The organism is Bradyrhizobium sp. GW821-FHT13H06 (genome assembly GCF_058803975.1).
The window spans coordinates 823,469-842,426 of sequence record NZ_JBXAPN010000001.1; the positions used below are offsets into that span (position 1 = coordinate 823,469).

Consider the following 18,958-nt stretch of genomic DNA (forward strand, 5'->3'; position numbering starts at 1 on the left):
AGCGAAAAACCAATTCTCTCCGGCATCCGGATTGGCCTGCACCGACGCCTGTCGTCGATTCAGTTGCAGGCTTGCGCATACGATTGCACCGTAGCTTTCGCGCGGCGCGGTTCTGCGCGCGCATGTTCACGTTTGGTAAGAACTTCATGCTACCCATGCGAGCAATAACAATCATTTCGTAGGGGCTGTGATGAAGCTGCTGAGCCATTTGAAGATCCGCACCAAGCTTGCCAGCATGGTCTGCCTTGCGGCTCTCACAGTCACGGCCATCATCGGCGTATCGGCCGTGCTCAGCAAGAGCCGCATGATGGAGGACCGCGTCCAGCAGATGCGGACCGCAGTGGAGCTCCTCTTCAACTACGCCCAGTCGCTCCAGGACGAAGTCACCGCCGGCAAGCTCACGCAAGCCGACGCCAAGACCCTGTTCCACCAGCGCGGCCGCCGCATGAACTTCAACGGCAACCAGGGCTATCCGGTGGTCTACAATCAGGACTCCTCCCTGGTCGTGAACGGCGCCAATCAGCAGCTCGAAGGCAAGATCACCGGCGCCAAGGATTCCAATGGCGTGCTGATCGCCGACGCCATCATCAAGGCCGGCAACGAGACCGCGCAGGGCGGCGTGACCTCCTATCTCTATCCCCGTCCCGGCCAGACCGAGCCGGTCCGCAAGACCGTATTCGCACGCAAATTCGCGCCCTGGAACGTGACCATCAGCTACGGCCTCTATGTCGACGACATCGACGCCGACGTGCGCGCGCTGACGCTGCAGCTCGGCGCGATCGGCATCGGCCTGATGCTGCTGATGGCGACGCTGTCCTGGCTGATCGCCCGCGACGTGCTCGGCGCGCTCGACCGCCAGAAGAATCGCATGCAGGAAATCTCCGAAGGCGCCATCGACAAGCCGGTCGAGGAGACCGATCGCGGCGACGAGATCGGCCGCATGGCCGAGACCCTCGAAATCCTGCGCCAGACGGCATTGACGGCGCGCGCGCTGGAAGCCGAACAGGTCGCCACCAAGACGCGCACCGAACAGGAGAAGCGCGAGGCCCTGATCGCGCTTGCCGACCGCTTCGATGCCTCCGTCGGCCAGCTCGTCGGCCTGATGGCCTCCGGCTCCGGTGAGCTCGAGGCCACCGCCAAGTCGATGTCCTCGACCGCCGAAGGCACCAACAGCCGTGCCGCCGTGGTCGGTTCGGCCGCCACCGAAGCCAGCCAGCGCGTCCAGACCGTCGCGGCCGCCGCCGAAGAACTCTCCTCCTCCATCACCGAGATCAGCCGTCAGGTCGCGCAATCCGCCGAGGTCACCGGCCGTGCCGTGGACAGCGCCCGCCGCACCGACACCATCGTGCGCGCATTGTCCGACGGCGCCCAGCAGATCGAGCACGTCGCCGAGCTGATCTCCAGCATCGCGGCACAGACCAATCTGCTCGCGCTCAACGCCACCATCGAGGCGGCACGCGCCGGTGAAGCCGGCCGCGGCTTTGCGGTCGTCGCCTCCGAGGTGAAGTCGCTGGCGAGCCAGACTGCGGAAGCCACCCGCGAGATCGGCGACAAGATCGCCCAGATCCAGGGCGCGACCAAGGAAGCGGTGGATGCGATCGGCGGCATCACCGCCACCATCGAAGAAGTCAGCCGCATCGCGACCTCGATCGGCGCCGCCATCGAGGAGCAAGGCGCCGCCACGGCCGAGATCGCCCGCAGCGTCTCGCAGACGGCGGAGGCAACCAAGGAGGTCACCACCAATATCGGCGTCGTCTCCACTGCCGCCAACGAGACCGGCAACGCCGCCGGCATGGTGCTCGCGGCGGCCTCGAACCTCTCCAAGCAGGCCGAGCAGCTCTCCGGCGAGGTCGGGACGTTCCTGGCCGGCGTGCGCGCGGCGTGAGCCGCGCGACATCCGTGCCCGAACACGACGATGCATCGAGGAATCGATGCATCGATTGAGCCGACGCTCGACCACATAAACACGATCACGATCCATATTTTTCTGGACACGTCGCCGCAGTCGTCGACCTCACACCTGCATATGCGTGTCCACGGCTGCGCCGATTGCGGAGCACCTGAACGCGACATCTCCTGCGTTCAGGAATGGTAAGAACTTCCTGATACGGCTGCGCGAGAACAAGCATTCTACAACCGTTCCCGAGGCCGTCATGTCGCTGCTCAGTCACCTGAAGATCCGCACCAAGCTCGCCAGCATGGTCTGTCTCGCGGCGCTGACCGTCACCGCTCTCATCGTCGGGTCGAGCTATCTCAGCAAGACCCGCATGCTCGAAGATCGCGCACGCCAGATGCAGACGGCGGTCGATCTGCTGCACGGATTCGCGCAATCGCTTCAGGACGAGGTGACCGCCGGCAAGATGACGCTCGCCGATGCGCAAACCCAATTCAAGCTGCGCGGCCGGCAGATGAAGTTCAACGGTGGCCAGGGCTATCCCGTCGTCTACACCGCCGATTCAACCGTTATGATGAACGGCGGCGCGCCTCAGCTCGAGGGCAAGAATAACGGGATCAAGGATGCCAATGGCATCGTGATCGGCGATGCCACGGTCAGCACGGCCAAGCAGGCGGCAGAAGGCGCGATCCTGTCCTATCTCTTCCCGCGTCCGGGCGAGACCGTTCCGGTTCGCAAACTGGTGTTCGCGCGCCACTTTGCGCCCTGGAACGTCGCGATTGCCTACGGCCTCTATGTCGACGACATCGACGCCGACGTGCGCGCGCTGACGCTGCAGCTCGGCGCGATCGGCATCGGCCTGATGCTGCTGATGGCGACGCTGTCCTGGCTGATCGCCCGCGACGTGCTCGGCGCGCTCGACCGCCAGAAGAATCGCATGCAGGAGATTTCCGAAGGCGCCATCGACAAGCCCGTCGAGGAGACCGATCGCGGCGACGAGATCGGCCGCATGGCCGAGACCCTCGAAATCCTGCGCCAGACGGCATTGACGGCGCGCGCGCTGGAAGCTGAACAGGCCGCCACCAAGACGCGCACCGAACAGGAGAAGCGCGAGGCCCTGATCGCGCTTGCCGACCGCTTCGATGCCTCCGTCGGCCAGCTCGTCGGCCTGATGGCCTCCGGCTCCGGTGAGCTCGAGGCCACCGCCAAGTCGATGTCCTCAACCGCCGAGGGCACCAACCGCCGCGCCTCCGTGGTCGGCTCCGCCGCCACCGAGGCCAGCCAGCGCGTCCAGACCGTCGCGGCCGCCGCCGAAGAGCTCTCCTCCTCCATCACCGAGATCAGCCGTCAGGTCGCGCAATCCGCCGAGGTCACCGGCCGTGCCGTGGACAGCGCCCGCCGCACCGACACCATCGTGCGCGCATTGTCCGACGGCGCCCAGCAGATCGAGCACGTCGCCGAGCTGATCTCCAGCATCGCGGCACAGACCAATCTGCTCGCGCTCAACGCCACCATCGAGGCGGCCCGCGCCGGTGAAGCCGGCCGCGGCTTTGCGGTCGTCGCCTCCGAGGTGAAGTCGCTGGCGAGCCAGACTGCGGAAGCCACCCGCGAGATCGGCGACAAGATCGCCCAGATCCAGGGCGCGACCAAGGAAGCGGTGGATGCGATCGGCGGCATCACCGCCACCATCGAAGAAGTCAGCCGCATCGCGACCTCGATCGGCGCCGCCATCGAGGAGCAAGGCGCCGCCACGGCCGAGATCGCCCGCAGCGTCTCGCAGACGGCGGAGGCGACCAAGGAGGTCACCACCAATATCGGCGTCGTCTCCACTGCCGCCAACGAGACCGGCAACGCCGCCGGCATGGTGCTCGCGGCGGCCTCGAACCTCTCCAAGCAGGCCGAGCAGCTCTCCGGCGAGGTCGGAACCTTCCTGGCGGGCGTGCGCGCCGCCTAACGCGCCACCCCCGACTCGAGACGTTTAGCGCGAAAGCGTCGCCACATTCGTCATGGCCGGGCTTGTCCCGGCCATCCACGTTTTTGGCCGCGCCGCACGAAGAACGTGGATGCCCGGGCCTTCGCCGCGCCGAAGCGGCTTCGGCCGCGCAGGCGGGACAAGCCCGAGCATGACGAGCACTTGGGAATGTGGGCGTTTATCGCCGCGCGAGGCTGCAACCGCTCGACAGCTGGCGCGTCGATCCCGTCGAGCCGTCGTTGGACTGCGACGGGAATTCGTCGAACGGCGAGTTCTGCTTACCGGTGTTGAACTCGAAGATCTTCCGGAACAGGCCGGGCGCCATCGCCGAGATCGGATTGACGCGCATCACCGGGGCCGCCGGGGTGCCGACGACCTCGTAGGTCACGCCGATCAGCCCCTCGTTGTTGCCGCCGCCGAGGAAGATGCCGAACAACGGGATCTGGCCGAAGATGTTGTTGACGCCGTACATCGGCACGAAGGTGCCGCTCATGCACACCTGGTTGCCGGGATAGTCGATCGAGCCCTCGATGGTGGCACCGATCATCGGTCCCTTGACCACGCCGTCGCGGACCGTGAGCGCGCCGTTCTGCCGCGTGAACTCGGCGCGAAGCGCGCTGAAAGAGACGCCATTCCCGGTGCCGTTGGGCGCGCCGGCGGCAACGCGTTCGAGCTGCGCCTCGCCCTTCACCGTGAAGTCGCGCACATTGATCAGGCCCTCGCGCGCGGTGTTCGGCTCGGAGGTCGGCGGCTCCATCGCCACCACCATCTGGCCGCCGACCGCCTTGGTGTAGGTGTCGGTGAAGCGCAGCAGCGCGCCGGCATCGTTGGTCTGCAGATAGATCACCTCGCGGCTGCCCTGCGCGCGGCCGCCGCGCAGATCGGCTGCCACCGGCGTGTCGCGGCCAATCTTGCCGCTCAGCGTGAAGGCTTTGACGGCGCCGCTGCGTTTCGACATCTTGGCATCGACGCTGCGCATGGCCTCGCCGTTGAAGCCGGCGACGGCGCCGAGCTTCACGTCGATGTCGAAATCGACGTTCTTCAGCTTGCTCTTGCCGTCGTCCTTGGAATTGCCTGAGATCGCCGACTTCAGGAAACCGCGGCCGTCGAACACGTCGCCGCGCATGGTGCCGCGCACCACGCCGTCCTGGCTGCGCTCGACTTTGAGCGACGCCTTGTCGCCGTCGGACGGCGCGTAGGTCGGGAAGTTGGCGTTCATGAGATCGCCGTTCGCGTCGACCTCGAGCGAGCCCTTGATCGAGGCTCCGGCACCGTCGATGACGATGTCCTCGAAACGCGTCGATTGCGCCGTCGGCACCACCTTGAAGCTGGCCTTGGCGGATTTGCCCGGCAGCTTTACCCAGCCGGGAAGGATGTTGTCGAGCTTGACCGAGGTCAGGTCGGCCTCGACGCCGAGCTTGGTCGTCTGATCCGTGCCACTTGCGATCTTGCCCGAGAGCTTGATCGGCAACGATCCACTGACGGCGGGGCTCAGATCGAATCCCAGGCGCGCGCGGCTGGCATCGTCCAGCGTCGCCTGCAATCGGACGTCCGCGTCGCCCTCGGCCGGCTTGCGATAATCGAGCGAGGCCGCCTGGCCGTTGATCTTGACGTCGCCCTTGACCTGATAGCCCTGGTTATTGGCTGATATCTTGAGGTTGTTGGCCTCCAGCTTCTGGTTCATGACCAGCTTCTCGGCGGCAAAGCCGTTGAGGTCGGCGGTGACGGCATAGGTGGTGTCGGCCTTGGTCAGCTCGCCCTTGACCGGCATGCCGAGCTGGATGTTCGCCGAGAAAGTCCCCTTGCTGGTGTTGGGATCGACGACCGTCGACGACAGATCGCTCAGCCGATCATTGGCGAGCATTTCAGCGGCCGCAGGCACCGGGCCATCAACCCTGAACCTGCTTCGCGACGGCGACGGCTTGGGCGCCATATCGGGCACCTCGAAGACGAAGTCGGAGATCGTTACCTTGCGCCCCGAAGGCGTATCCGCAACGCCCTGCCCGATGTTCACAGTCGCAGTGCGCCCGGTCACGCGCGCCTTCAAATCGGCATCGCGCACCACGGGCATGCCGTCCACGGGGCGGACCGCGACACCGCTCGCCACGATGTTGACCGACAGGCCGTCGTCCGGAATCGGCGGGCCCCTGCGCGGGAGGTTCTTCGTCGGCGAGTTGATGCCGATCTCGATGCGCTGGAGCGTACCGCGCTCGATCCGTTCGATCACCCATTCGCGCAGTTCGGGGACGACCAGCGTCGGCCACATCCGCTTCAGGGCTGAGGCCGACATCGGCGTTCCCGCAAAGCCCAGCGTCAGCCGCGGCTCGCCGGAATAGTCGATGGCACCGGTGCCGGCGACGCCGATCTCGCCATTGCTGATGTCGGCCTGCGTCAGCAAGAGGCGCTTGTGATCCGTGTCGAAGCGGAGTCCGATCGCAATGCGGTTGAAGACGAGCGGCGGCTCGTTGTCGATGCCGCCGAGCAGAATCGAACCGCCGCTGAAGCCGAGCTGCCAGTCGTTGGTGGTGCCGTTGGGCGGCTCGAGATGAGCCAGCAGCGTCAGGCGGTTCGCGCCGGAGAGAATCTTGAACGGAGCGACCAGCACGCGCCGATTGGCGTCCCACTCGACATTGATCTCGGCCGAGTCGATGGCCATCGGATAGTCGGGCGTGTCGGTGTCGATGATGTTGCCGGCGCCGACGGCGATCTTGCCGCGGAAGAAGGTCGGCACGCCGTCGCGGCCGAGCTCGCCCTTGAGTTCGCCGGTCAGCGGCAGGTCGGCGGTGTAGGTGAAGTCCTTCACCCGCAGCGCCAAGAGGATATTGGAGGTCGAGACCTTGTCGGCCTTGATGTCGATGGAGCGGACGCCGTTCTCGGCGGGACCGATCGTGGCGCGCAGCATCCACGGGCGCGCGCCCTCTTCGCCGAGGCTGAGCGCGACGCCGCCGCGGCTCGGCCGGCGCAGGCTGAGCGTGATGTTCTCAAACGACCATTTGCTGCCGCGCTGCTGATCGTCGACGACCAGGTTGCCGTTCTTGAGACCGATCTCGTTGAGGTTCTGACCGTCGAGGCCGGTCATGCTCAGACTGTCGAGCCAGTCGAGGCCCTGGAGGATGCCGCTCTGCGCTGTCGCCTGCGGGGCGGCTTGCGACACCTCCGGGCTCGCGGGCGCGGTCGCGAATGGCGGCGGCGGGACACCGCCACGCGGGAATGTCGGCGGCAGGCCGGCGTCCTTCTTGGACGCGACGCCGGTCGCCAGCGGCTTCGCGGTGTCGCCGGCCGACACGGTGACGGTGCCATCGGGCGCGATGCGGATCGCGAGCTCGGCATCGACGAGATTGAGGCTTTCGGCGCGCAGGTGCCCCATCAGGAGACCCGCACCCGACAGCTTCACCTCGGCCTTCGGCGCGCTGGCGACGATGGCGTGATCGCGGTCGCGAACGATGATGTCTCGGATGCGGACGGCGATGCGGACCCGCCCGGCGCGCTCGATCTGGGTGCCGCCGATCTCAACCGTGTTGCCGTGGCCGATATTGTCCTCGATCGCGGCTGCCAGCCATGGCGTTGCGATGTCCAGATTGATGGGACCGGCGCCGAGCCGCCACCACAGCGCGCCGAAACAGCCGACGAAGATGACGAGCAGGGTGCCGAGAACCACCGCGCTGCGCTTCAGCCAGCGACCACCACCCAGCCAGCGGCGCAAACCGCCGAATCCGCCACCGAAGCGATGGAAGCCCGAACCGGAACGCGCCAGCAGCCGCCGCGCGCGATGGCCCGCCGCCGCTTCCTGATCCGGATCCCAGTCGGCGTCGTCCCATTCCTGCGGCTCATGTTGGCCGCCGCGCCGATCGAAATCCCGGTTGTAGTCCTGGGGCGACGTATTCCTTGCCATTGCTTCTCGATACAGGCGCCCGTCGTAGGATTGAGCGCCGCCGGGACCGCAGCCGGCCGCGGGACGTGATGCTCCCTGGGCCGGCACTGCCGCCATACCTCGTATATTCCTGCTGTTCGTCATTTCGCCCCGGGAGCGCGTTCAACGAGCAGTGGGGTGGTCGGTGGAATTCCTTGTAACCATACTCCGGCGTCGTCAGACTTGCCCAGCCGAGGGCGCGATTCCGGCACGCCGGACGAGGGCTGCAATACCGCTTCGATTGACCCGCCGAAAGCGTCGAAAGGAAGGCGTATGTCCAAGAAATCCCGAAAGAAATCGTCCAAAACGTCCTCCGGCAGTTCGACCGCCAAAAAGAAGACCGCAAAAACGCGGGCATCGACTCAAGCAAAGTCCGCGAAAACACAGCGGACACCGGCAGGCAAATCAACCGGGACCGTAGCAAAAGCAGGATCACATAAGGCCGCATCGGAACAGTTAAATTCATCCAAAGCGGCCTCCCCGCCCGCTCAGGCGAAGTCCGGCCTGGTTGAGGGCCAGAAGGCCCCCGCCTTCCGCCTGCCCCGCGACGGCGGCGACGTGGTTACGCTGGCGGACTATGCCGGGCGAAAGCTCGTCCTGTTCTTCTATCCCCGGGCCGACACGCCCGGCTGCACCCGCGAGGCGATCGACTTCACCCGCCTGGCCGGTGCCTTCACCGCCGCCGGCGCGGCCGTGCTCGGCATCTCCGCCGATCCGTTAAAGGCCCAGGAGAAGTTCCGCGACAAGCACAAGCTCGGCGTGCCCCTCATCTCGGATGAGAAACATGAGATGCTGGAGGCCTATGGCGCCTGGGGCCAAAAATCCATGTATGGCAAAAGTTTCCTGGGAATTCTTCGCACCACGATACTGATTGGTCCCGACGGCCGGGTGGCCCGGATCTGGCGCAATGTCCGGGTCGACGGCCATGCCGACGCGGTGCTGGAAGCGGCAAGAAGCCTTTAACCAGTCCTTTAAATTCGCCTGTTCCCGTTTCCGAAAAATTAACCATGACCAGCCCAGATTGCTGCGGCAATTAGGGCCGTACGGACTCATCCGACCGGCGCGGGAGTGCCGATGTCGAAAAGTTCTGCCCAATATTCGCAGTACCCCCAACATCATCCTCATGACCACGGACGCGTCCTCCACCGCCGTCCGGCCGCCCCGGCGGCGGTAACCGCGATTCCCCTGCCCGCCGCCGACGACGCCTACACCATCGTCCATGCCGGCAAGCAGGTCCGCTTTGGCCCTGTGGTATTCTGGATCGTGGTCGGCACCGTGGTACTGCTCGGGCTGTGGTCGGCAGCAACGGCCACCTACTTTGCGTTCCGTGACGACGTCCTGACCCGGCTGATCGCCCGCCAGGCCGAGATGCAATATGCCTATGAGGACCGCATCGCCGAGCTGCGCGCCAAGGTCGACCGCGCCACCAGCCGCCAATTGCTCGACCAGGAACAGTTCGACCAGAAGCTCGACCAGATCATGAAGCGCCAAACGGCGCTGGAGTCCCGGGCCACGGCGCTCGGCGCCATGCCCGACGTGACTGGCTCGATTCCCCGCTCCGCCCCGCAGCGCGGCGATGCTAGCCAGGCCACGCCGAAGCCGTCGCCGATCAGCGACACCGTCATCTTCGTGGCGCCGGCGGACCGCGAAGCGCGCCTCGAATCGCGCGCTCCGACCGTCGCGGCGCCGCCGACCAGCCAGTTCGCCAAGAACCACGGCTTCGACAATGTGCTGGCCCGGCTCACGAACTCGCTCGATCAGGTCGAGCGGCGCCAGATGGCGGCGCTCAACGCCGTCGAGGAAAGCATGGATTCGCGCATGCGCCGCATGCGCGGCGTGGTCAGCGATCTCGGCCTGAAACTCGCCAGTCTCGAAGCCGCCGTGCCGCGCACCGCGATGGGCGGGCCTTTCGTCCCCGTCAAGTTGACGGCCAATGCCGGACCGTTCGAGAAGCAGCTCTATCGCATCAACACCACGCGCGCCGAGATGGACCGTCTCAACCGCACGCTGGCGCTGGTGCCCTATCGCAAGCCCGTCATCGGCGAGGTCGAGTTCACCTCCGGCTTCGGCGTGCGCAGCGATCCTTTCCTCGGGCGGCCCGCGATGCATACCGGGCTCGACTTCCGCGCCGCCTCCGGTGATCCCGTTCGCGTCACCGCCAACGGCAAGGTGGTCTCGGCGGGCTGGTCCGGCGGCTATGGCCGCATGGTCGAGGTCGACCACGGCAACGGGCTGTCGACCCGCTACGGCCATCTCTCAGAGATCAACGTCAAGGTCGGCGAGATCGTGAAGATCGGCCAGGTCGTGGGCCTGGTCGGCTCGACCGGTCGCTCCACTGGTCCCCATCTGCATTATGAGACCCGCATCGAGGGCGAAGCAGTCGATCCGCAAAAATTCCTGCGCGCCGGCGTGCGTCTCAGCGCGGGTTAGTCCCGCGCTGCTCTCTGTCCCGTAAGCGGCCCCTTAGCGCCGGCCACCCATTCCGCCTCCGGGGCCGCCGAAGCCGCCACCACCACCCATTCCACCACCGGGTCCCATGGGCCCGCCCGGTGCGCCCGGGCCGCCGGGCCCTGACGGGCCGCTCGGTCCTGTCGGCGCAGAGCCGGACGGCGCACCGGGCCCCGCTCCTGGCGCAGGCGCGCCCGGTGCACCGGGCTGGCCGCCGCCAGGGGGGGTGCCGCGATTTGGATGCAGGATCGAGCCGCCCGGCGAGCGCCCGGGATGCCCCGCTCCGCCGGGCGCCTGCCCCGGCGATTCCGGGAATTGCCCAACCGCCTGCGCCGAATCGAGCTGAAGCCCGCGCGACCTGTCGAAGACGCCATTGATCACCATGCGCGCTTCACCGGCGGCTGGGCCGAAGCGCGAGCCGTCATGAGCAATGAGCCCGGAGCCGAGCTGGAGGTTCGAACCCGCCCGCTGCACATAGGCCTCGATCGACAGGCGGCTGGCGCCGACGAGATCCGAAAAATCGTCGATCCGCGTGCGCGCCGCCTGCATCGCCCCGTGGCTCGCGCTTCCCTCGATCTGGACCCGCTGGCCGACCAGCCGGGGATCGACACCGTTCAGCTTCAATCCGCCGATTCGCAAGCCGTCCGGCCCGCCCTCGACCAGACCCGTCACGCGCGCGACGGCATTGCGCCGCGGCTCGACCAGGCTTGCGACGATGACCCCGTCAGTCCGGCGCAAGCCGTAGACGGCAACTTGCGTACCCGTGCGGAGCGTGCTCGCCTTGTCACCGGCCAAGATCTTCTGGCCGAGCACGATCAGCTCGTTGCCCTTCACCTGCTCAATCGGACCGGAGACCTCGCTCGCGATCGTGATGTTGCGCGTGACGAGCGTGCCGTCGGCCTGACGGATCGCAACCACGCGCGCGAGTTGACCGATACGCAGCGCCCTGGGGCTGGCCGCCTCCCCGTCGATCCGGACCGGCACGTCGCTCGCGTAAGTGATGCGCTCGCCGTTGACGTAGATGCTGCCGAAACGCTGGATCACGCCGACGATGCCGGTGCCGCCGATGCCGTGATCATCACCGCGCGTGATCCCGGTGCCACCGATGCCCTGATCGGTGCCGCGCTTGACCTGTGCACGGGCGATAGCCGTGCCGGCGAGCCAGAATCCAGCCAGCAGCACGCGACGGGAGATGAACGGCGGCCGGCTCATGAAGGACCACCTTCTTTGCCGCGCGCCTTCGCTTCACCCTCCTCGTCGGCACCTTCGTTGTAGATGTAGATGCCGAAATTCCAGCGGGCATTGCCGCCCTTGTCCTTGGCGAGCGCGCGGTTGGCCTCGCGGTTGGCGGTCTTCAGCGCGTCCATGGCGAGCTCGCGCGAGCGCGCTTCGAGCCGCCGCGCCAGCTTCGGCGAGATGTTGTTGTAGTGCACCGCGCGCTCGAGGAAGCGTGGCGCGGGCCCGGAGACGTTTTCCGCGGCGGCCGCGATATGGTCGTGCAGATTGCGGCCGAGATAATGCCATTTGCCGTCGTCCTCGCCGCTCGGCACGAAAGCGGCCTCGACCAGCTCGATCTCGTCGGACTCGTTGATGGTGACGAGCTTGCGGTCGATCCACTCGTCGAGCACCGCGCGTGGGCGTACGTCCTTGGTGACCGAGGCGACGAGCTGCTCGAACGAGGGCGCATCGCCCTCGGCCGTGCGCGGCAAAGCGAGCGGCTCGCCCCTGGCATCGGTGAACTCGGGCGCGGCGAGCCAGCGCGCGATCACCGCGCTGGTCAGCGACACTGCCGCCGGCGCCTCGTGCACGGGCGCGCCGGCGCCGCGCAGCCGCGCCACTTCCTTGCGATGGATGCCGGTGAGCAGGCTGACCCGGCTGTCGGTCTGCTCCTTTCCTTCCAGCGCGAAATCGTGCTCGGCGACGTTGACGAACAGCTCGCGAAGCAGCTGCGCCAATGCCGGAAAGGTCATTCCGCTTCGGATGCAGAGCCGCACGAGCGGGCGCAGCAGCCGCGCCAGCGGCGCGTGCAGCTTCGCGGCGGCATTCGGCTGCGGTGCCGCTGCTTTGGACCCGGACTTGGCATTCATGTCTGAATTGTACCAATGCCACACGTGGGACACAATCCCACACTTTTCCGTGTTGCGATTGACGTGGTAAATTTTCCCACATATACGAGACGCCACTGAGGGGCGCGACATAAGGGACTTCACACATGGCTGACCGCTTGGTCCGCATTTCCAGCTCACCGCGTGCCGTGCCGGCTCCCGACTGGGGACACGGCGCGATCGAGCCGATGCTGCCGGCGCTGCTGCGCGGCGTCATCTTCATCTCGCTGCTGGCCGCACCGTTCCTCGCAGCGCTTCTCGCAGGCTGACCGCCATCATGCATCACACCAGCGACAGCCCGCCCCGCCCGTCGGTGCTGCACATCTTCAAGGTGTACTATCCCGACCTGTTCGGCGGCACGCTCACGGTGATCCGAGACATCTGCGCGAGCCTGAAGGATGCCTTCGCCTCCGCCGTGCTGGTCTGCTCGCAATCGGCCGGACGGCGCCAGATCGTCGTCAACGACGTCCCGGTCGAGCGCGTGCGCTCGTTCGGCAACGTCATGTCGCTGCCAGCCGCCCCGACCTATCCCTGGCGTCTGTGGCGCAGGATCGCCGAGCACGATCTGCTCGCGCTCCATGCCCCCTTCCCTCTCGCCGACCTCGTCTTCGCCTTCGGATACGGCGCCAGGCGTCCACTGGTGGTGCACTGGCACGCCGACATCGTCACTCATGCCGGCCTGCGCTGGCTCGTCGAACCTCTGATGCGGCGAACGCTGCGCCGCGCCAAGGCGATCATCGTCTCGGACCACGCGCTGGTCGACCACACGCCGCTGCTGCGCGAATTCGAGGACAAATGCCACGTCGTGCCGTTCGGCATCGACACCACAATCTACGACCGGCCGAAGATCGAGCCGCACCAAGTCAACGATCGCGGCCGGCTCGTGCTGGCCTGCGGCCGGCTCGTGCCCTACAAGGGTTTCGACGTGCTGGTCCGCGCCGCAGCCGCGCACGATTTCGAGGTCTGGATCATCGGCGAGGGCAGCGAGCGGCCGCGGCTCGAGCAGTTGATCCAGGAGCTCGGCCTTCATGACCGCGTCCGCCTGCTCGGCTCGGTCAACGATTGCGAACGCATCAAGCTGATGTGTCTCGCCGACGTCTTCGTGATGCCGTCGGTGACCAATGCCGAGACCTTCGGCCTCGTCCAGCTCGAGGCCATGGCCGCCGGCCGCCCGGTCGTGAATACGGCGCTCGACACCGCGGTGCCGCGTGTCGCCCGCCACGGCATGGAGGCGATCACCGTGCCGCCCGGCGACGTCGCGAAGCTGGGTGAGGCCATCGATATCCTGATCCGCGATCCCGAGCGACGCCGCCGCATGGGGCTTGCAGCGCGCACGCGCGCCCTCACCCGCTACTCGACCACGGCCTTCAGGCAAGGCATGGAGACCGTCTACCGCGATGCCGTTGCCGTACCAGGCAAGGAACGATCAGCAACCGCGGAGTCGCTTCAAGCGACCGCCTGGCTGGACTGCGTTCGGATCGCGGCGGCACTGGCCTGGTCGGACATGCGCCACCGCTACGTGCGTTCGTTGCTCGGTCCGTTCTGGATGTCGCTCCAGATGGCGATCGTGGTGGCGGTGCTGGGCTCGGTGATCGGCCAGATGTCGAACGACGACATGCTGTCGCGCCTGCCCATGCTGGCGCTGTCGATGACGGCCTGGACTTTCCTCAACAGCGTGGTGCTCGACGCCACCACGGCGCTCCAGAACTCCGCGAGCCTGATCCGCGACCGGGCGCTGCCGCCGGTCATCTTCCTGCTGCAATGCACGTTCCGCCAGGCGCTGTTCGCGCTCCACAACGCCTGCGTACCACTCGTCCTATGGCTCATCCTGTCCCGTCACGAGCTCTCCCACGCGCCGGCGGCGCTGCCGGGCCTCCTGGCGTTCGTGGCCTGCACCTTCGCCTTGAGCCTCGTTCTCGGTGCGATGGCAACACGCTATCGCGACCTCAAGCCAATCATCGAGTCCACGTTGATGCTCGCCTTCCTCGCCTCGCCCATCATCTGGTCGTCGGAGATGATCAACCACCGCTCGACGGTGATGCGGATCAATCCGCTCACGCATCTGTTCGCGGTGTGGCGCGAGCCACTGGCCGGCGGCCATGTCGACCCCGTCAGCATCGTCTACGTCCTCGTCGCGCTGGCGCTTCTGATCGTTGCGAGCGTGCTGACGCTGCTCCACCTTCGCAAAGCCGCGTTCTGGATCTGATGCATGGTCTCGATCAGCCTACGCAACGTCTGCCTCGACTATCCGGTCTATGGCGCCTACGACCATTCGCTGAAACGGCGGCTGCTCGGCCATCTCATCCGCGAGCCCGGCGAGATGCGGATCATCCGCGCCGTCGACGACGTCACCATCCAGGCTGAAGCCGGCGCCCGTATCGGACTTGGCGGAGCCAACGGCTCCGGCAAGTCGACGCTGCTGCGGCTGATCGCCGGCGTCTATCCACCAAGCAGCGGCAGCGTCGCGATCCAGGGCAAAGTCGTGCCCCTGCTCGGCCTCAATGCCGGCGTCAATCTGGATTTCGTGGCCGAGGACAACATCGCACTGCTGCTGCGGATCAGCGGCCGCAAGCCGACCCGCAGCGTGATCGACGAGATCTGGGCCTTCACCGAGCTGGAGGCGCGCATGCAGCGGCTGCCGCTGCGGATGTTCTCCTCGGGCATGCTGATGCGGGTGCTGTTCGCGACCGCCACGGCCTTTCCGGCCGACATCCTCCTGCTCGACGAATGGCTCAGCGTGGTCGACGAGCACTTTGCCGAAAAGGCGCAGGAGCGGCTCCTCAAGCTCATGTCGCAGGCGGCGATCGTGATCATCGCCTCGCACGACCAGCCGCTGCTGTGCCGCACCTGCACCAGCATCATCAACCTCGATCGCGGCCGCATCGCCTCGACCATCACGGTCGCCCCGCCGGTCCCCAACGCCTTCGAGCTCCGCGAGAAACGCGCATGAAGCACAACATCCTCGTCGTCTCCGAGTCGCTCGGACAACCCAATCACAAGCGCGGTATCTTCCACTTCACTCGGGAACTGGTACGTTCGCTCGCCTCGGAAGGCCACGAACTCACGCTGGTGGTGGAGACCACGAAACGCTATCGCAAGCTCTGCCAGCGCGAGCGGCGTACGAGGCTGTTCGCGGCGCAGTCGCGCAACATCGAGCTGCTTGCGCTCTATCGCTATCTCGACGAAATCAACGTGAGCGGGCCGTTGACGCTCAGCGGCACGCGCCGCAAACTCGACTGGCTCCGCCGTAGGGCCGGCCTGTTGCTGTCGCAGGACAACACCGTCTGCCTCCTGCGCGCGATCGGCCTGCTCGGCCTGCCCACGCGCCTGATCGAGAACCGGCCCGCCGCGCTCGAATACATTCCGCCGGACCTGAGGCACCTCGAGCTGTTCGGCGACTTTCAGCTCGAGCCCGGCTTCTTCAACTATCAGGACGCATCGGCCTTCTTCCTGCTGCCTCCGCCGCGGATCGACGCGCGCGATTACGACTTGATCGTCGTGGACACCCCGACACGAGTGGTGATCAGGCGCAAACCCGGCGCCAAGGTGATCTGCATCGTCCACGACCTGTTGCCGCTCACCGACCTCAAGCTCAGCGACATCGCCACGCGGCAGTTCCTGGCGCGAATCCGCACCAGCCTGCGCCAGGCCGACGAACTCGCCTTCGTTTCAAACTACAGCATGATGCGGTTCAGGGAACTGCTGCCGCAATTTGCGCACCTGCCGGCGCGGGTCGTGTATCCCCGCACCCGGTTCGACGCCCCGGATGTCCTGCACCTTCCAGCCCCGTCGGGGCGTCCGGGGCGGCCGAGCTTCGTCGTCATCGTCTCGAACGAGCCACGCAAGAACGTCGCCGCCGTCGTCCGCGCCTTCCGCAACGTTCCCCACGCCGATCTCGTCGTGATCGGCTATACCGGCGAGATCAGCCGGATGCGCAACCTCCCGCCCAACGTCCGCTTCGCCGGCTACGTCGACGAGCACGAGAAGGCGACTCTGATCGCGGAAGCGCACGGCCTGATCATGCCGAGCCTTGCCGAAGGTTTCGGCGTGCCGATCATCGAGGCGCTGGCTGCGAACACGCCGGTGCTGTGCTCCGACATCGCCGTCTTCCGCGAGGTCGCGGGCGAGCTCGCCGACTATTTCGACCCGTTCTCCACGGAGGCGATCGCCGCCTCCGTCACCCGCGTGCTGACGCGGCAGGAGGAGTGCCGCGGCAGGATCCGGGCGCGGCGCCACGAGCTCGCCGAACGCTTCGGCTACGAGACCCAGGCCCGGGATTTCCTCGGCCATGAGACGCCCAGAGAAAGCCTGGTCGCAGCACAGTAAGTGTCAGCCACATGCCCGCTGAGCAAGCCGTATCGCCCGGTCCCGCCAGCCCGCCAACCGTGCGCGACCGATCGCAGGCTCTGGATCATTCCGCCCGGCTGTTTCGTGCTGCCGACCTGCTCGTCATCCTGATCGCGGCATCGCTGCCCTGGTCGACCACCGCGACTTCGATCCTGGTCGGGTTCTGGCTGCTTGCGGTGACGCCGACCATCGCCTGGCGCGACTATGCGCGCCAGCTCGCGCGACCGGCGTCAGCCCTGCCCTTGGCACTCCTGCTGCTCGCGCTTCTTGGCACGCTGTGGTCAGAGGGTGCGTGGGCGGACCGGCTGCATGCGGTCAAGCCGGTTGCAAAGCTCATGCTGATTCCGCCGCTGCTCTACCATTTCCGCCGGTCCGAGCGCGGCTTCCATGTCTGCATCGCCTTTCTCGCTTCCTGCGCGCTGCTTGCCGTGTTCTCCTGGATCGTGCTGCTCGATCCCGCCTGGAAGATCACCGCAACGGCGTCATCAGGCGTTCCCGTCAAGAACTACATCGACCAGAGCCAGGAGTTCACGCTGTGCGCCTTTGCGCTCGCGCTGCCTCTCTGGCGCGGCAGACGCGCGGCCACAACAGTCGTCTGCCTGGCCCTGATCCTGCTGTTCGTCACCAACATGGTGTTCGTCGCCTCGGCCCGCACCGCCCTGCTCTGCATCGCGGTGCTGCTGACGCTGTTCGCCTTGAGGCATTTGAGCCGGCGGGCGGCACTGGTCCTGCTCGCAGGTACGGTCGCCGCGAGCCTGTTGGCCTGGACCACGTCGCCCTATCTGCGCCAGCGCATCGACGACATCGCCGTCGAATACCGCCACGGCCACGAGGACATCAGCCGCGCCTCGACCGCGCAGCGGCTGACCTATTGGCGCAAGTCGCTCCATGCCTTTATCGAGGCGCCTCTGATCGGCCACGGCACCGGTTCGATCAAGCGCCAGTTCGAGCGCGCCGCCACGAGCAAAAGCAGACTCGATGCCGAGGTCGTGAGCAATCCGCACAACCAGACCCTCAACGTCGCGGTGCAGTGGGGCCTTCTGGGTGTCGTCCTGCTCTACGCCATGTGGATCGCGCATCTTCGTATGTTCGCAGGTGAAGGCTTCGCCGCCTGGATCGGTCTCGTGGTCGTCGTACAGAACATCGCGAGCTCGCTGCTCAACTCGCACCTGTTCGATTTTCATGAGGGCTGGATGTATGTGCTCGGCGTCGGCGTCGCCGGCGGCATGGTGCTGAAGGCCCAAGCCGGAGAAGCGACAGGCAGCCCGCGATTGCTGGCTGGGCTCGTCCGTCGATCACCAGCAGCGCGCTGCCGATGACGATCGCGCCCGCGATCTCGCGGACGGAGATCGGCTCGCCCAGCACCAGCCAGCCCAGAAGGATGGCGGTGACGGGAATGAGCAGCGTCACCAGCATCACGTTGGTCGCGCCGGAGCGCCGCAGGATCTGGAAGAAGACGATGTAGGCGAGCGCCGTCGACAGGCCGGCGAGGCCGAGCACCGCAAGCCATGTCGTGTCGCTCGGCATCGGAAGACGCCAGGGCTGCTCCACCGCACCGGCGATGATCGCCATCATCGCGGTCGACGCCATCAGTTGAAACGTCGCCGTTCCAAGAGGCGGCGAATCCTTCAGTAGCCGCCGCGCCGCCAGGGCCGCAAAGCCGTAGCTCAAGGCCCCGCCAAGGCAGAGCAGGATGCCGAGCCCCTGCCCCGGCTTCGTCTCGATGCCCCACCCGCGCAGGATGACGACGCCGAAGAGCCCCAGCGTCACTCCGGCCACGCGACGCACCTCCAACGCCTCCTCGCCCGCTGCTGCCATCACGAGAACCGCAAACAGCGGCGTGGTCGCGTTCAGGATCGACGCCAGCCCGCTCGGGATGAAAGTCTGGCCGATTACGATCAGCGAGAACGGGATGGCGTTGTTGAGCAGCCCGATCGCGACGAACGGCTTCCAGCCAGTCGCCCCGATGGGAAAGCCGATGCCCTGCATGCGAAGCAGCGGCAGCAGAATGGCCGCGCCCAGCGCGACGCGCAGGAACACCAGCGTCAGCGGCGGCAACTCCCGCAAGGCAGCGCCGTTGAAGAAGAACGAGCCGCCCCAGAGGATGGAGAGCACGCAGAGCAGCGACCAGTCGCGTGCGTCGATCCGGCTGTCGTTCGGGGGCATGCGTCTCACCCTTGGCGGCCAAGTCCGTCCGCCTAGACCGGCGCGATCGACGGCGCCACCCGAATTCCGATGAAACAGAGGTTCACAAGACCGATGCGCAAAAATGAACCAGATCG

General features: G+C 66.5%; 12 protein-coding genes and 1 pseudogene. 9 read left to right on the forward strand and 4 right to left on the reverse strand.

Annotated features, from left to right (window positions below):
* Nucleotides 1-190 precede the first annotated feature (190 nt).
* A complete protein-coding gene (locus tag AC1RQP_RS03925) occupies nt 191-1,885 on the forward strand; it encodes a methyl-accepting chemotaxis protein (protein WP_492935996.1) in 1,695 nt (564 codons plus the stop codon).
* Between the two features lie 268 nt (nt 1,886-2,153).
* The gene (locus tag AC1RQP_RS03930) at nt 2,154-3,848 is read left to right on the forward strand and encodes a methyl-accepting chemotaxis protein (protein ID WP_492935997.1); all 1,695 of its coding nucleotides are present in this window, start codon (nt 2,154-2,156) and stop codon (nt 3,846-3,848) included.
* A gap of 196 nt (nt 3,849-4,044) precedes the next feature.
* Here AC1RQP_RS03930 and AC1RQP_RS03935 read toward each other — a convergent pair whose 3' ends face one another.
* Complete coding sequence (locus tag AC1RQP_RS03935; protein ID WP_492935998.1) at nt 4,045-7,854, reverse strand: YhdP family protein; 3,810 nt, start codon at nt 7,852-7,854, stop codon at nt 4,045-4,047.
* A 195-nt stretch (nt 7,855-8,049) separates the two neighbouring features.
* Here AC1RQP_RS03935 and AC1RQP_RS03940 point away from each other — a divergent pair, with 195 nt between their 5' ends.
* Both AC1RQP_RS03940 and AC1RQP_RS03945 read left to right on the forward strand, forming a co-directional pair.
* The gene (locus AC1RQP_RS03940; protein ID WP_492935999.1) at nt 8,050-8,739 is read left to right on the forward strand and encodes a peroxiredoxin; all 690 of its coding nucleotides are present in this window, start codon (nt 8,050-8,052) and stop codon (nt 8,737-8,739) included.
* A gap of 111 nt (nt 8,740-8,850) precedes the next feature.
* The gene (locus tag AC1RQP_RS03945; RefSeq protein WP_492936000.1) at nt 8,851-10,206 is read left to right on the forward strand and encodes a M23 family metallopeptidase; all 1,356 of its coding nucleotides are present in this window, start codon (nt 8,851-8,853) and stop codon (nt 10,204-10,206) included.
* A 33-nt stretch (nt 10,207-10,239) separates the two neighbouring features.
* On the opposite strand, the gene AC1RQP_RS03950 is transcribed toward AC1RQP_RS03945, so the two are convergent.
* Both AC1RQP_RS03950 and AC1RQP_RS03955 read right to left on the reverse strand, forming a co-directional pair.
* Nucleotides 10,240-11,436, reverse strand: coding sequence for a DUF5666 domain-containing protein (locus AC1RQP_RS03950; protein WP_492936001.1), 1,197 nt, complete (start codon nt 11,434-11,436; stop codon nt 10,240-10,242).
* Nucleotides 11,433-12,311: a DUF6502 family protein gene (locus AC1RQP_RS03955; protein ID WP_239623405.1), complete on the reverse strand. Its 879-nt coding sequence runs from the start codon at nt 12,309-12,311 to the stop codon at nt 11,433-11,435. The genes AC1RQP_RS03950 and AC1RQP_RS03955 overlap by 4 nt, the downstream gene beginning before the upstream one ends.
* A gap of 125 nt (nt 12,312-12,436) precedes the next feature.
* On the opposite strand from AC1RQP_RS03955, the gene AC1RQP_RS03960 reads away from it, so the two are divergent.
* The 5 genes and pseudogenes from AC1RQP_RS03960 to AC1RQP_RS03980 form a co-directional block, all read left to right on the forward strand.
* A complete protein-coding gene (locus AC1RQP_RS03960) occupies nt 12,437-12,598 on the forward strand; it encodes a hypothetical protein (RefSeq protein WP_239623404.1) in 162 nt (53 codons plus the stop codon).
* An 8-nt stretch (nt 12,599-12,606) separates the two neighbouring features.
* Nucleotides 12,607-14,535, forward strand: coding sequence for a glycosyltransferase (locus AC1RQP_RS03965; RefSeq protein WP_492936002.1), 1,929 nt, complete (start codon nt 12,607-12,609; stop codon nt 14,533-14,535).
* Between the two features lie 3 nt (nt 14,536-14,538).
* On the forward strand, nt 14,539-15,279 hold the full coding sequence (locus AC1RQP_RS03970) for an ABC transporter ATP-binding protein (RefSeq protein ID WP_492936003.1): 741 nt from the start codon (nt 14,539-14,541) through the stop codon (nt 15,277-15,279).
* Entirely contained in the window at nt 15,276-16,655 is a 1,380-nt protein-coding gene (locus AC1RQP_RS03975) for a glycosyltransferase family 4 protein (RefSeq protein WP_492936004.1), read from the forward strand. Before AC1RQP_RS03970 ends, AC1RQP_RS03975 begins: the two co-directional genes overlap by 4 nt.
* A gap of 11 nt (nt 16,656-16,666) precedes the next feature.
* Nucleotides 16,667-17,926 (forward strand): annotated as a pseudogene (locus tag AC1RQP_RS03980) (O-antigen ligase family protein); the annotation flags it as partial.
* Here AC1RQP_RS03980 and AC1RQP_RS03985 read toward each other — a convergent pair.
* Nucleotides 17,835-18,842: a DMT family transporter gene (locus tag AC1RQP_RS03985; protein WP_492936005.1), complete on the reverse strand. Its 1,008-nt coding sequence runs from the start codon at nt 18,840-18,842 to the stop codon at nt 17,835-17,837. The pseudogene AC1RQP_RS03980 and the gene AC1RQP_RS03985 overlap by 92 nt on opposite strands.
* Nucleotides 18,843-18,958: the final 116 nt, after the last annotated feature.

Bases quoted from the DNA above. Each gene is read 5' to 3' on its own strand.
- AC1RQP_RS03930 (WP_492935997.1), top strand. From the start codon at position 2,154: ATGTCGCTGCTCAGTCACCTGAAGATCCGCACCAAGCTCGCCAGCATG.
- AC1RQP_RS03965 (WP_492936002.1), top strand. From the start codon at position 12,607: ATGCATCACACCAGCGACAGCCCGCCCCGCCCGTCGGTGCTGCACATC.
- AC1RQP_RS03975 (WP_492936004.1), top strand. From the start codon at position 15,276: ATGAAGCACAACATCCTCGTCGTCTCCGAGTCGCTCGGACAACCCAAT.
- AC1RQP_RS03970 (WP_492936003.1), top strand. From the start codon at position 14,539: ATGGTCTCGATCAGCCTACGCAACGTCTGCCTCGACTATCCGGTCTAT.
- AC1RQP_RS03985 (WP_492936005.1), bottom strand. From the start codon at position 18,842: ATGCCCCCGAACGACAGCCGGATCGACGCACGCGACTGGTCGCTGCTC.
- AC1RQP_RS03945 (WP_492936000.1), top strand. From the start codon at position 8,851: ATGTCGAAAAGTTCTGCCCAATATTCGCAGTACCCCCAACATCATCCT.
- AC1RQP_RS03960 (WP_239623404.1), top strand. From the start codon at position 12,437: ATGGCTGACCGCTTGGTCCGCATTTCCAGCTCACCGCGTGCCGTGCCG.
- AC1RQP_RS03950 (WP_492936001.1), bottom strand. From the start codon at position 11,436: ATGAGCCGGCCGCCGTTCATCTCCCGTCGCGTGCTGCTGGCTGGATTC.
- AC1RQP_RS03925 (WP_492935996.1), top strand. From the start codon at position 191: ATGAAGCTGCTGAGCCATTTGAAGATCCGCACCAAGCTTGCCAGCATG.
- AC1RQP_RS03955 (WP_239623405.1), bottom strand. From the start codon at position 12,311: ATGAATGCCAAGTCCGGGTCCAAAGCAGCGGCACCGCAGCCGAATGCC.
- AC1RQP_RS03940 (WP_492935999.1), top strand. From the start codon at position 8,050: ATGTCCAAGAAATCCCGAAAGAAATCGTCCAAAACGTCCTCCGGCAGT.
- AC1RQP_RS03935 (WP_492935998.1), bottom strand. From the start codon at position 7,854: ATGGCGGCAGTGCCGGCCCAGGGAGCATCACGTCCCGCGGCCGGCTGC.